This is a genomic window from Uniformispora flossi (assembly GCF_049534875.1).
GTDB classification, from domain to species: Bacteria; Actinomycetota; Actinomycetes; order Streptomycetales; family Streptomycetaceae; genus Yinghuangia; species Yinghuangia aomiensis.
This window is the reverse complement of record NZ_JBMULZ010000013.1, coordinates 144657-157946: the sequence shown is the minus strand read 5'-3', so window position 1 is coordinate 157946 and position 13290 is coordinate 144657. Positions and strand designations below refer to the sequence as shown.

At 71.1% G+C, this 13290-nt stretch carries 11 protein-coding genes; 7 read left to right on the top strand and 4 right to left on the bottom strand.

The genetic code is table 11. The features are described 5' to 3' along the window. Positions 1-155: 155 nt before the first annotated feature. From ACPA54_RS26185 to ACPA54_RS26170, 4 genes are all read right to left on the bottom strand, one after another. Positions 156-248 (bottom strand): hypothetical protein, encoded by a 93-nt coding sequence (locus tag ACPA54_RS26185; RefSeq protein WP_423533724.1) that lies wholly within the window; start codon positions 246-248, stop codon positions 156-158. A 143-nt stretch (positions 249-391) separates the two neighbouring features. Then, entirely contained in the window at positions 392-1693 is a 1302-nt protein-coding gene (locus ACPA54_RS26180) for a PP2C family protein-serine/threonine phosphatase (protein ID WP_423533722.1), read from the bottom strand. A gap of 409 nt (positions 1694-2102) precedes the next feature. Beyond that, a complete protein-coding gene (locus ACPA54_RS26175; RefSeq protein WP_423533720.1) occupies positions 2103-2663 on the bottom strand; it encodes a putative immunity protein in 561 nt (186 codons plus the stop codon). Between the two features lie 45 nt (positions 2664-2708). Further along, positions 2709-4169, bottom strand: coding sequence for an MDR family MFS transporter (locus tag ACPA54_RS26170; RefSeq protein WP_423533718.1), 1461 nt, complete (start codon positions 4167-4169; stop codon positions 2709-2711). 249 nt (positions 4170-4418) lie between these two features. On the opposite strand from ACPA54_RS26170, the gene ACPA54_RS26165 reads away from it, so the two are divergent. The 7 genes from ACPA54_RS26165 to xdhC all read left to right on the top strand — a co-directional run bounded on the left by ACPA54_RS26165 (position 4419) and on the right by xdhC (position 13288). Then, complete coding sequence (locus tag ACPA54_RS26165; RefSeq protein ID WP_423533716.1) at positions 4419-5033, top strand: TetR/AcrR family transcriptional regulator; 615 nt, start codon at positions 4419-4421, stop codon at positions 5031-5033. Between the two features lie 202 nt (positions 5034-5235). Next, the gene (locus ACPA54_RS26160; RefSeq protein ID WP_423533715.1) at positions 5236-6147 is read left to right on the top strand and encodes an aldose 1-epimerase family protein; all 912 of its coding nucleotides are present in this window, start codon (positions 5236-5238) and stop codon (positions 6145-6147) included. A gap of 351 nt (positions 6148-6498) precedes the next feature. Further along, complete coding sequence (locus ACPA54_RS26155) at positions 6499-7491, top strand: NADP-dependent oxidoreductase (RefSeq protein WP_423533713.1); 993 nt, start codon at positions 6499-6501, stop codon at positions 7489-7491. Continuing rightward, on the top strand, positions 7488-8030 hold the full coding sequence (locus tag ACPA54_RS26150; RefSeq protein ID WP_423533711.1) for a TetR family transcriptional regulator: 543 nt from the start codon (positions 7488-7490) through the stop codon (positions 8028-8030). The genes ACPA54_RS26155 and ACPA54_RS26150 overlap by 4 nt, the downstream gene beginning before the upstream one ends. Before the next feature lie 444 nt (positions 8031-8474). Continuing rightward, positions 8475-9938 (top strand): xanthine dehydrogenase small subunit, encoded by a 1464-nt coding sequence (locus tag ACPA54_RS26145; protein WP_423533709.1) that lies wholly within the window; start codon positions 8475-8477, stop codon positions 9936-9938. Between the two features lie 73 nt (positions 9939-10011). Then, on the top strand, positions 10012-12477 hold the full coding sequence (gene xdhB, locus ACPA54_RS26140; RefSeq protein ID WP_423533707.1) for a xanthine dehydrogenase molybdopterin binding subunit: 2466 nt from the start codon (positions 10012-10014) through the stop codon (positions 12475-12477). Next, on the top strand, positions 12470-13288 hold the full coding sequence (xdhC, locus tag ACPA54_RS26135) for a xanthine dehydrogenase accessory protein XdhC (RefSeq protein WP_423533705.1): 819 nt from the start codon (positions 12470-12472) through the stop codon (positions 13286-13288). Before xdhB ends, xdhC begins: the two co-directional genes overlap by 8 nt. Positions 13289-13290 lie beyond the last annotated feature (2 nt).

Below are 13290 nucleotides of genomic sequence, written 5' to 3'. Positions count from 1 at the left end.
CGGCAGGGGCCCGCAGCACGGCGCGGCGTCCGTCGGCGGTGCCGACGGACGTCGGCTGCCGCGTCGGTCGACCAGGTCGACCAGGTCGACCAGGTCGACCAGGCCGACCAGGCCGACCAGGCCGAACCGGCCGGGCGCCGCGCCGTGTTCGTGGTTCAGCCACGGAGCCGTCCGCGGTAGCCGACCGGGCCTTCGCCGGGGAACTGCGCGGTCCCCGGAAAGTTGTTGCCGCCGTCGAAGAACGTCACCGAGCCCCGCAGTCGACCACGAGCGGCTGGTGCGCGCCCGCACCACTCCGCCCACCGCCCCGGACAGGATCCGACCGTGTGTTGTGTGCGGCATCGCACACATCACCCGAGCGGTCGAGCTTTCCCTTTGCGCCGCCGGAGCCTCACGAGGGGGTGCGCACGGCGAGCAGGGCGATGTCGTCGTGGCCGTCGCCGGGGTGATGGGCGGCGAGCGTGCGGCAGAGATGGTCAAGGGGTTCGTCGGCGTGGGCGGTGGCGAGGGCCGCCAGGGCGTCGAGGCGGTTGTCGAGGCTGTGGGCGGGGTGTTCGACCAGCCCGTCGGTGAAGAACAGCACGGTCGCGTCGGCAGGGAGCGGGAAGGTGTGGTCCGGTCGCGGTTGGTCGGGGTCGACGCCGAGGGGCAGTCCCGGGTCGGCGTCCAGGTAGCGGGGGCCGTCGCGGGTGAGGAGGAGCGGCGGCGGGTGCCCGGCATTGCTCCAGTGCAGGGTCCACGGGCTTCCGGCGGGTTCGATGCGGGCCAGGCAGGCGGTCGCGGGCGGCAGGTCGGTGATGGCGTGGATGGTGCGGTCGAGCTGGGTGAGGACCGCGCTGGGCGGGGTGCGCAGGTCGTAGAGCAGGGCGCGGAGCATGCTGCGGATCTGGGCCATCGCGGCGGCGGCGTGCAGGTCGTGGCCGACGACGTCGCCGATCACCGTGGCGCAGACATGGTCCGGCAGCAGCACGGCGTCGTACCAGTCGCCGCCGATGTGCCCGGGAGCGGTGGCCGGTCGGTACACGGCGGCGGCGTCGAACGGGGCCAGGTCCGGCAGGGTGGGCAGGAGCAGGTGTTGGAAGCGTTCGGCGTCGGAGCGGATCCGGTCGACCAGCCTGGCGTTGTCGATGGCCACGCCCGCGGCACCGGCCAAGGCGGTGACGAGGGCTTCGTCCTGGGCGTCGAAGGGCCGTCCGTCGTGGCGGTCGGCCAGGTACAGGTCGCCGTAGACACGGCCGCGCACCCGGATCGCGACGCCAAGCAGCGTTTTCATCGGTGGATGGCCGGGCGGGAATCCGGCCGCGTCCGGATGTGCCGGGATGTCGTCGACGCGCAGGGGCTCGGGGCTGCGGATCAGGTGCCCGAGCAGCCCGCGCCCGTGCGGCAGCGGGATGCCGTCCAGGGCCTTCTTCTCCGCGTCGGTCAGCCCCATGGGGATGAACTGGGCCAGCAGACGGCCGTCCTCGTCCAGGATGCCCAGCGCGCCGTAGCGGGCGTCGACCAGCTCCATCGCGGTCGTGACGATGCGCCGCAGCACGGTGTCGAGTTCGAGATGCGAGCCGATCGCGGTGACCGCGTCCAGGAGGCCGTCCAGTTGGCCCCGGGCTTGTGCCAGCGCATCGACCAAAGGGCCGCTGCGCTCCGGCTCGGCGTCCCTCCGCGGCCGATCCCGGGCACTCTCGTCCGGAGCCATCGCACGATCCCGTCACCGGTTCTTCCCGGGCCGTCGGAACCCGGGGTCTGGCACGACGCGATCCCGTACCGCCGTCGGCGCACACGTGCGCCGCGCATACGAGACCTGCGAGGTGGGCTCCCTTCGCCGGCATTGTCCGGATCAGGTGGTGGAGGTCGCTGTCGGGTCTCTCGACCTTTCAGCCTCTCAGTCCGCTCACCTCGAACAGGGTCGGCGTGGAACCGTGGTTCCTCGTCGTCCACCTCGGTGGTCGAACTCCCTCGCTCGCCCCGCAGGCCACTTCTCACAGTACTCGCGCACCAAAAGGAATAAAACACCCATAGCGGATTGAAGTGGCGTTGCTTGTGCGGCTTCGGTGCGCTGCCCTACAGCTGGGTGGCGCACGAGCGCCGGCACCGGGGCGCCACCCTTACTCCGGGCCCGGTTGGCTGCTCCGGAGAGCCGTGTCGAGCTCGCGCAGCAGTTCCCCGACGCGGCCTCCGCCGGGCGGTGGCGGAGGATAGCGCCGGAGCACGTCGAGGACGCCCGGTGCCGCGCGGCGGCGGGCCTTGCCCACGTGCGCGGCGCCGACCGCCCGATGACCGCCCGCGGCCAGTTCGGCCGCCCGCGCCGCGTGGGCCGCCGCCCCGAGAATGTGCTTCACCTGATGGGCGTCCGCCAACGGATGCAAGTACGCGGCGGATGCCGCGCTCATGGCCGCCCGCGCCGCGTCGCCCGCAGCCGCGGTGTCCGCGTCTCGGGCCGCCTTGTGCGCCGCCCATGCGGTATCGCGCAGTGCCTTCCCGCGTTCGCCGCCCCGGGCGAACGTCCAGGCGGCGTCGATCGCGTCGCGCGGACGCGAGTCGGCCGGATGTGCGCCCTCGAAGATCTCCAGGACTTCCTGCGCGCTCACCGCGGCATAGCGGGTGACTTCACGAAGATCCTGCTTGCTCAGCACGATCGTGCGGGTGTCGTCGGCCACGAGGCGCATCCTCGCCGATGAGGCAGGGGTGCCGCCACCGAACCATCCGGCCGGTCAGTGGACGGGAGCCGGTTCCTTTCCGATCGAGGGCTTCCCCCCGCGCACCAGGAAGGAGACCGCGACCACCGCGAGCCCGAGGCACGCGCCCCACAGGAACGCATCCTGGATCCCGGTGGCCTGGGCCTCGACGGGCGTGGCCCCGGAGTCGGCGCTGCTCTTGGCGCTCTTCGTCATGACCGTGATGAAGAGGGCCGTGCCCGCGGCGCCGGCGAACTGCTGGAGCGTGTTGAGGATGGCGCTGCCGTGCGAGTACAGCTGGGCATCCAGCGACCCCAGCGCCGACGTCATCAGCGGGGTCATGGCGAAACCGATGCCCAGGCAGGTCAGGACGTGGGTCGCGATCACGTAGGCGAAGTGGGTGTCCGAGTCGATGGCGCTCATCATTCCGAGGCCGAGCGCCATGATCATGGTGCCGGGGATGACGAGGGGCCGGGGGCCGAAGCGGTCGGAGAGGCGGCCGACCACCGGTCCGCACAGCCCCATGGCCAGGCCGCCGGGCAGCAGGATCAGGCCGGTCTTGAGGGTGCTCAGGTCCCGCACCTTCTGAAGGTAGAGCGGCAGCAGGATGAGCGCGCCGAACAGGGCCGCCATGGCGAAGACCAGCACGATGATGCCGACGACGAACGAGCGCGTGCGGAACGCGCGCAGGTCCAGGAGTGCGGCGTCGTCGCGCTGGAGGCGCATCTGCCGCAGGACGAACAGCGCGAGTGTCGCCGCACCGATGACGAGCGGAACGGCGGGCGGGACCGGGGTGTGGCCGGCGGCCGACTCGCCGATGGCGCTCAGGCCGTAGATCAGACCGCCGAACGCGACCGCGGACAGCAGCACGGAGAGCACGTCGAATCGGACGGGCTTCGGCTCTCCGGCGTTGCGGACCATGAGCGCCCCGACGACGACCGCCAGGATCGCGATCGGCAGCAGGGACAGGAACAGCCAGCGCCAGCTGAGGGACTTCAGGATGAGTCCGGAGAACGTCGGGCCGATCGCCGGGGCGACGGCGATCACGATCGACACCAGGCCCATGGTCCGGCCGCGCCGGGCGACCGGCACGAGCGTCATGATCGTCGTCATCAGCAGCGGCAATATGAGCGCGGTCCCGGAGGCCTGGACGACGCGGGCGACGAGCAGCACGGCGAAAGCGGGGGCGACGCCCGCGAGGAGGGTGCCCGCGGCGAACAGCGAGGTCGCGGTCAGGAACACGGCCCGGGTGGTGAAGCGCTGGAGGATCAGCCCGCTCGTCGGGATGACCACGGCCATCGTGAGCAGATAGCCGGTGGTCAGCCACTGGGCGGTGGAGGCGTTGACGGAGAACTCGTCCATGAGCTTCGGCAGCGCGACGCTCATGACGGTTTCGTTGAGGATCATCACGAAGGCGGCCATGATCGGCAGGCCGATCGCGATCTTGATGTGGCGGGGCATCGCCGAGTCCGCCTCGGCGTACTCCTCGGTTGCCACTGCCGGACGGACACTTTGTTCCACGGGCGTGCTCGCCTTTCGTTCGTACGCGGTCGAGGCCACCGGCACCGTGCACAGACGTGGACCCGCAACCCCGCGAGAGGCAGTTTATGTCCGTGCTGTCAGTGACTGACAGCCGGGGTGCCGATCCCCGGAATCACCCCGTGCCGGATGCACGTAAATTTGTACGTATCAACTCTCTCTGGATGGCAGTCTCTGCCGTGGTTGTCTGCTGCTAACGTTCCGGTCATGAGCAGTCTGCGCGAACTGTCCCGGCAAGCCGTGCGCGACCGTATTGCCGAGGCCGCGGAGGCGCTGTTCCTCGCCAAGGGCTTCCACGAGACGACGGTCGACGAGATCGCGGCGGTCGTCGGCATGTCCCAGCGCAGCTTCTTCCGGTACTTCGCCTCGAAGGAGGCCGTCGTCCTGGAACGGTTCGAGCGGCAAGCCGAGGAACTGTTCGCCCAGCTGAACTCGCGTCCCCTGGACGAGCCGGAATGGGACTCGCTGCGGGCGTGCTTCGACGTCTTCGTCGCCCATCTCGCCGACGACACCCGTCCGGACCGGGCCACCCAGGAGATCATCGAGAGCTGCCCCTCCCTGCTCGCCGCGCAACTGGCGCGCGTGGACCGTCTGAAGGAGGACCTCGCCCAGCGCCTCGCCGCCCGCGCCGTCGCCCGGGACCCGAAGGCCCGCCCCGACACCTTGGTCCTGAACGCCTTGGTGGGCGCGGCGTTCGCGTGTGTCCAAGCGGCCGTCCGCCACACCCTGTGCGGCGACGACGACCCCGGGCAGCTGGGTGCCTCCCTCGACCACACGATGTGTGCGCTGCGGCCCGTCGGGCACGTCACCGTCGACCGCTGACGCCGCGCGCCGGCCTGTGCGCCAACCCGGCACCAACCCGCCGAGGCGGCACTCGCCCGATGGGTCACGTAGCCCCGGATACGTCGGGTGGGGGCCGCGCGCACGCGCCGGGCGTCAGCCCAACGGGCGACTTCCGCGCGGGGATTCGGGCGGGGGCCGTGTCCGGCTTGCTCGGCGCCGCGGGATTCCGCACGCTCGGTGGATGACTCTCACCGGACGCGAGCTGACCCTTCGCCACGACGACCACGAGGCCGTGGTGGTGGAACTCGGCGCGGCGCTTCGTTCCTACACGATCGGCGACCGGCAGCTGCTCGACGGGTTCGGCGCCGCGGAACGGATCACCGGCGGGCGCGGGCAGATCCTGGTGCCCTGGCCGAACCGGGTGCGCGGCGGCCGGTACCGCTGGCAGGGCGAGGAACTGCAACTGCCGCTGACCGAGCCCACGCACGGAAACGCCATCCACGGGCTGCTGCGCTGGAACGCCTGGGAGGTGCTCGACGCGGGCCCTCGGGACGCCGTGCTGGAGAGCGGCGTCTGGCCGCAGCCCGGTTACCCGTTCGCCCTGCGGGTCCGCGTCGAGTACCGGCTCGGCGACACTGGCTTGGACGTCACGCTGACCGCGTGGAACGTGGGCGGAACGGCGGCACCGTACGGCGTCGGCCAGCACCCGTACCTCACCGTCGGCACCGCCGCGATCGACGAGGCGCTGCTGACCGTCCCGGCCGAGATCCGGCTGCGCACCGATGCCGCGGGTCTGCCGGTCGGGGAGGAACCGGTCGCCGGGACGCCGTACGACTTCCGCACCCCGCGGGCGATCGGCGACCTGCGCCTGGACACGCCGTTCGGCGCGCTCGCCCGGGACGCGCGCGGGCGGACGACCGTGCGTTTGTCCCACCCGTCAGGCGGCCACGGCGCGGACCTGTGGATGGGCGAAGGCGCGAACTACGTGCAGGTGTACACCGGGGACACGCTTCCGGAGGCTCAGCGGCGGCGTGCGGTCGCCGTCGAGCCGATGTCCTGCCCGCCCAACGCGTTCGCCGATGGCAGCGCCGCGGTGCTCGAACCGGGCGGCAGCCACACCCTGCGTTGGGGGATCACGCCCTGGGAGCAGTAGGAGACGAGGCCGGCTCACCCGGCGGCGTCGTGCCAGGCATCGCCGGCTGGGGGCAGCGCGTCGGCCGGGCAGCTCGCAACGTGGGGAATTTCAACGGATTGGCGCTGCCCACCACGAGAAGACCCGGACCCTCTACGTGGCCGGCCTCCACATCGCGGGAACCTTCCCCTGGTTCGCCCGCTGATCCAACGAAACTGCCTGGCTCAGTTCCACGTTGCCCGGTCCGCTGCTGCCGTGTCGTCGTGGGACGGCCGCAGCAGAGCGTCCTTGACCGATCGGTCAGTGCGACCGTACGGTGGCAGTCCTGACCGATCGGTCAGGGTCTGATCGGATCGGAAGGTGGTGGCCGGCATGACGACGATGCGAGCAGCGGTGGTGTTCGTCTCCGGTGGCCCGGAGGTGGTGCGGGTGGAGGACATCGACCGCCCGGCTCCGGGGCCTGGTGAGGTCTTGCTGGAGGTGCATGCCGCGGGGGTGAACCCCTCGGATTTTCGGGGCCGCAGCGGGTTCGCGGATCTGCCGCCGCAGTACCGTCCATCGGTTGCACGCCCGTCAGTTCCCGGCTCGGACGTCTCCGGCGAGGTCGTTGCCGTGGGTGAGGCCGTCGCTGAGTTCTCGGTGGGGGACCAGGTGTATGGCCTGGTGCGCTTTCCGCCCTTCGACGGTCGCGGCCACGGCCGCACGCATGCGGAGTATGTGAACGCTCCGGCCTCCGACTTGGCACCGAAACCGAAGCGACTCAGCCATGTCGAAGCCGCGGCTGTACCGATGGCGGCGCTCACCGCCTGGCAGCAGATCCACCGGCATGGCGCGGTTCACCCGGGAGAGCGTGTCCTGGTCGTCGGCGCAGCGGGCGGAGTCGGCCACTTTGCGGTGCAGTTGGCGCGACTGCAGGGCGCGGATGTCGTCGCGGTCGCGTCAGGTCGGCACGAGAAGTTCCTCGACGCGTTGGGAGTTGAGACGTTCATCGACTACACCGCGGGGGATCCGGTCGCGGCCGCAGGCAAGGTGGACGTGGTGATCGACTGTGTCGGCAGCACTGGGGGACTCGATGCGGGACGATGGCTGCCGGCCCTGGTCGATGGCGGCCGTCTGGTTCCCATCAACCTGGCGTTCTACCCGCCCGAGGAACTTCGGCAGCGCAGTATCACGAAAGCCGGGGGGCAGGTGCAGTCCGGCGGGGCGGACCTGCGCGAGCTGAACAAACTGTTCGAGGCCGGCACGCTTACGGTCGCCATCGACAGTGTCTACCCGCTGGAAGACGCGCGCGGTGCGCACGAGCGCGGGGAACGCGGACACCTCCAGGGCAAGATCGTCCTGACAACGGCGGCGAGCCTGCGGTGACTTCGCGCCGCCGTGAGGAGATCCTGGCTGCCGCCCGTGAGCTGTTCCTGCGCAAGGGGTATGCCGCGACATCGATCGCCGACATCGCCGCAACCGCGGGTGCCAGCAAGGCAGTGGTCTTCTACCACTTCAAGACGAAGGAAAGTATCGCAGCCGAACTCCTCGAATCGCCGTTCACGGCCGTATCCCGGCTGATCGAGCGAGCGGAGGCACGGCAGATGAGCGCAGCTCAGATCCTCACTGAATACATCGACGGCGCAGCCGAAACCGGCGCTCTGTTCGTCGCCTTCGCAACCGACCCCTCGACGGCCGAGCTCATCCCGGAATACGACGCCGATGCCGCATGCCGACGGATCATCGAGCTACTCGCCGGCCCGGCGGCGACGCCGACGGACCGGGTTCGCGCCCGTGCCGCCTTTGCTGTTGCTCAGACCATCGTGCCCGCATTGCAGGAATACGGGGGCCTGCTCGACGACGCCACGCGCTGGGAAATCCGCGCTGCCGCGCTGCGGGCGCTCGGCACCGGATCAGGCACCTGACACCCGCGGGCAGTCCTCGGGGCGGCCGTCTTCGTAGATCTCCCCAGCAACGGCGCCCGCACAGCCCGCGGAATCGGAGGATGCTACGCACGTGGTGCCGGCCTCTTGACCGGGGTACTGCCGGACAATTAATTTTCGACCAAAGCCGACCCATGGTGACCGAAGGAGGCGACCGGCAGATGGATACCGTCTCCGATCTGGGCCGCCTCGCCCGCAGCACGGTCTGGGTCTCGGGCCGCATAGCCCACGGTTGCTGAGCACGTCGCTCTGACGTGCCCGCCTGCGGCACATTCCGGGATTGCCCGCCGTCACTCTCCTGGCACGCCGTTGCCGCGTGCCGTTTCCACGCCCGCCCATGTGCCGCGGCGCGTCCGAACGCAGAAGGCTGCCTGAATTGGCGAACATGATGAATCGATCGATCGCTTACCGAATCGAGGGCTCCTCGTGGTAGCGGCGCGGATCACGGTCAACGGGAAAGAAGCACCGATCGCACCGGCTGCGCCGCACACCACGGCGCTGGACTACCTGCGGGAGCGCGGCCTCACCGGCACCAAGGAAGGCTGCGCCGAGGGCGAATGCGGGGCCTGTTCGGTCCTGGTGGCGCGTCCGGGCGTGCACAAGCCCACCGACTGGGTCGCGGTCAACGCCTGTCTGGTCCCGGTCGCGGCGCTCGACGGCCAGGAGATCGTCACCTCCGAAGGCCTGGCGACCGCCGGTCGCCCCGGGACGCCGCCCCTTCTGCACCCGGTGCAGGAGGAGATGGCGGTCCGCGGCGGATCCCAATGCGGTTACTGCACACCGGGGTTCGTCTGCAGCATGGCCGCCGAGTACTACCGCCCGGGACGCTGCGCGCCCGCGGACGCCGCCGCCGGCCACACCGCCGAGCACGGTCCCAACGGGTTCGACCTGCACGCGCTGAGCGGAAACCTGTGCCGCTGCACCGGCTACCGTCCGATCCGCGACGCCGCGTTCGCCGTCGGCATGCCCGTCGAGGACGACCCGCTGGCGCGGCGCCGGGAACAGGCACCGCCCCCGCCGGCCGCCACCGAGTACACCCAGGGCGACAGCAGCTTCGTGCGGAAGGAAACCCTCTCCGAGACACTGGAGTTGCTTCGCGATCGCCCGGACGCGGTGCTGGTCGCCGGTTCGACCGACCGGGGGGTGGAGGTGAACATCCGCTCCCGCCGGGCCGATTGCGTGATCGCCCTCGACCGGCTCGCCGAACTGCGCCAACTGCGCATCGAATCCGACCGCCTGGAGATCGGGGCGGCGCTCACGCTCACCGAGATCGAACGCCGCCTCGACGGCCGTGTGCCCCTGCTGGCCGAGCTGTTCCCGCAGTTCGCGTCCCGGCTCATCCGCAACAGCGCGACCCTCGGCGGCAATCTGGGGACCGGTTCGCCGATCGGCGACAGCCCGCCGGTGCTGCTCGCCCTGGAGGCGTCGGTGGTGCTCGCCGACGCCGACGGCGAGCGCGAAGTCCCCCTGGCGGACTACTTCACCGGCTACCGGCAGAGCGTGCGCCGCCCGGGCGAGCTGATCCGCGCGGTGCGGATTCCGCTGCCGCTCGCACGGGTCACCGCCTTCCACAAGATCGCCAAGCGGCGCTTCGACGACATCTCCAGCGTGGCCGTCGCCTTCGCGCTCGACCTCGACGACGGGATCGTCCGCAAGGCGCGCATCGGCCTGGGCGGCGTGGCCGCCACCCCGATCCGCGCCCTTCCCGCGGAAGCGGCCCTGGAGGGCCGGGCCTGGTCGGCGGAGACCGTCGAGGCCGCGGCCCTGCTGCTGGAGGCCGAGGGCACGCCGATGAGCGACCACCGCGCCAGTGCCGGCTACCGCTCCGCGATGCTCGGCCAGAGCCTGCTCAAGCTGTACGCGCAGACCACCGAGGCGGTGGCGTCATGAGCGAGCGAAGCGAGCGAATCAACAAGAGGCTGCGTTTGGCGAATGCGGCCGCCGAGCGTAGCGAGGTGGCGGCATGAGCCATCTGTCCGAGCGTCCCGACAAGCCCGCCGTCGGGGTGTCGATGCCGCACGAGAGCGCCGTTCTGCACGTCACCGGCACCGCGCTCTACACGGACGACCTGGTACACCGCACCAAGGACGTGCTGCACGCCTACCCCGTCCAGGTCATGAAGGCCCACGGCCGGATCACGGACCTGCGCACCGAGCCCGCGCTCGCCGTGCCCGGGGTGGTCCGGGTGCTGACCGGTGCCGATGTGCCCGGCGTCAACGACGCCGGCATGAAGCACGACGAGCCGCTGTTCCCCGACGAGGTCATGTTCCACGGCCACGCGGTCGCGTGGGTGCTCGGCGAGACCCTGGAAGCGGCCCGGCTCGGCGCCGCGGCCGTCGAGGTCGAGCTGGACGAACTGCCTTCCGTCGTCACGCTGCGCGAGGCGATCGAGGCCGAGAGCTTCCACGGCGCCCGGCCCCTGATGGCGACCGGCGACATCGACGCCGGATTCGCCGACTCCGCGCACGTGTTCACGGGCGAGTTCCAGTTCTCCGACCAGGAGCATTTCTACCTGGAGACGCACGCCGCGCTGGCCCTCGTCGACGAGGCCGAGCAGGTGTTCGTCCAAAGCAGCACCCAACACCCTTCGGAGACGCAGGAGATCGTCGCTCACGTCCTCGGTCTGCACAGCCACGAGGTGACCGTGCAGTGCCTGCGGATGGGCGGCGGTTTCGGCGGCAAGGAGATGCAGCCGCACGGCTTCGCGGCCGTCGCGGCGCTCGGTGCCAAGCTGACCGGCCGGCCGGTCCGGGTGCGGCTCAGCCGGACCCAGGACCTGACCATGTCCGGCAAACGCCACGGCTTCCACGCCGCATGGAAGATCGGCTTCGACGCCGACGGCCGCATCCAGGCCCTCGACGCCACCCTGACCGCGGACGGCGGCTGGAGCCTCGACCTGTCGGAGCCGGTGGTGGCCCGCGCGCTGTGCCACATCGACAACACCTACTGGATCCCGAACGCGCGCGTCGCCGGCCGCATCGCCAAGACCAACAAGGTGTCCAACACCGCCTTCCGCGGCTTCGGCGGTCCCCAGGGCATGCTGGTGATCGAGGACATCCTGGGCCGGTGCGCGCCGCTGCTCGGCCTGGACCCGGCGGAGCTGCGCAAGCGCAACTTCTACCGGCCGGGCCTGGGGCAGGCGACGCCGTACGGGCAGACCGTCGCGCAGGCGGGCCGCATCGCCGCGGTCTGGCAGCAGGTCGAAGACAACGGCGCCCTCGCCGACCGCGCGCGGGCCATCGCCGCCTTCAACGCGGAGCACCCGCACACCAAACGGGCGCTGGCGATCACCGGCGTCAAGTTCGGCATCTCGTTCAACCTCACCGCCTTCAACCAGGCCGGCGCGCTGGTGCTGATCTACAAGGACGGCTCCGTCCTGATCAACCACGGCGGCACCGAAATGGGCCAAGGCCTGCATACCAAGATGCTGCAGGTCGCCGCGACCACGCTCGGCATCCCGCTGGACAAGGTGCGGCTGGCCCCGACACGGACCGACAAGGTGCCGAACACTTCGGCCACCGCCGCAAGTTCGGGAGCCGACCTGAACGGGGCGGCGGTGAAGAACGCCTGCGAGCAGCTGCGCGCGCGACTGCTGCAGGTGGCGGCGAGCCGGCTGGGCACCAACGCCGCGGACGTGCGCATCAGCGAGGGCGTCGCCCGCGCCCTGGGCAGCGAGACGGAGCTGGCCTGGGACGACCTCGTGCGCACCGCCTACTTCCAGCGCGTCCAGCTCTCCGCGTCCGGGTTCTACCGCACCGAAGGCCTGCACTGGGACGCGAAGACGTTCCGGGGCTCGCCGTTCAAGTACTTCGCCTACGGCGCCGCCGCGGCCGAGGTGGAGGTGGACGGCTTCACCGGCGCGTACCGCATCCGGCGGGTCGACATCGTGCACGATGTCGGCGACAGCCTGTCGCCGATGATCGACATCGGCCAGGTCGAGGGCGGCTTCGTGCAGGGCGCGGGCTGGCTGACACTCGAGGATCTGCGCTGGGACGGCGGAGACGGCCCGAACCGCGGCCGGCTGCTGACCCAGGCCGCGAGCACGTACAAGTTGCCGAGCTTCTCGGAGATGCCCGAGGAGTTCAACGTCACGCTGATGGAGAACGCCACCGAGGAGGGTGCGGTCTACGGGTCCAAGGCGGTGGGCGAGCCTCCGCTGATGCTGGCGTTCTGCGTGCGCGAGGCGCTGCGCCAGGCGGCCGCCGCGTTCGGGCCGGGCGGGGTGAGCGTCGAGCTGGCCGCGCCCGCGACGCCGGAGGCAGTGTTTTGGGCGGTCCAGGCGGTCCAGGCGGCCCAGGCGGCCCGCGGTGCCGGGCTGCCCGGCACCGATGCGGCCGGCGACGAGGTGTCCGGCAACGGCCGCGCGGTGACCGGGAACGCCGGCAACGGCCGGGTCCCCGCCGATGCGGAAGCGCTGAGCGGTGCCTGACAGCACGTGGGTCGCGGCGGTCGCGGGGCTGCGGGAACGCCGGGAGGCCGGCGTGCTCGTGACCGTCGCGGCCGTCCGCGGCCACGCCCCGCGCGACGCCGGGGCGAAACTCGTCGTGGGGCGGGCCGGCACGTGGGGCTCGATCGGCGGCGGCAACATCGAGGCCGTCGCGATCGATCGGGCCCGGGAGATGATCGCCGCGTCGGTGTCCGAGCCGGAGCTGAGGGATTTCGCCCTGAACGACAAAGCGGTCAACCGGCACGGTGTGCAGTGCTGCGGCGGCACGGTCGTGGTGCTGCTAGAACCGCTGCCCGTGACCCAGGCGGTGGCGGTCTTCGGGGTCGGGCACGTCGGCCTGGAACTGGCGCGCATCCTGGCACGGCACGACCTCGACCTGCATCTGATCGACAGCCGGGCCGACATGCTCACCGACGAGCGGCTCGGTGTGCTGGCGGACGCGGTGGCGAAGGTGCACGTCCATCACACGCCGCTGCTGCCCGAGGAAGTGCTGGCGCACCTGCCACGCGGCACCCACGTCCTGATCATGACCCACGACCACGCCGAGGACGCGGCTCTGTGCGACGCGGCCCTGCGCACGACCCATCTCGGATCCATCGGGCTGATCGGGTCGGCGGCCAAGTGGGCGCGGTTCCGCAAACGCCTGTCCACGGAAGGGGGGCACGACGACGTCGTCATCGACCGGATCAAGACCCCGATCGGGCTGCCCGACATCACGGGCAAAGAGCCCGCGAGCATTGCCGTGAGCGTGGCGGCCGATCTGCTGCGCGCGTTCGAGAGCGCGCGGGACTGACC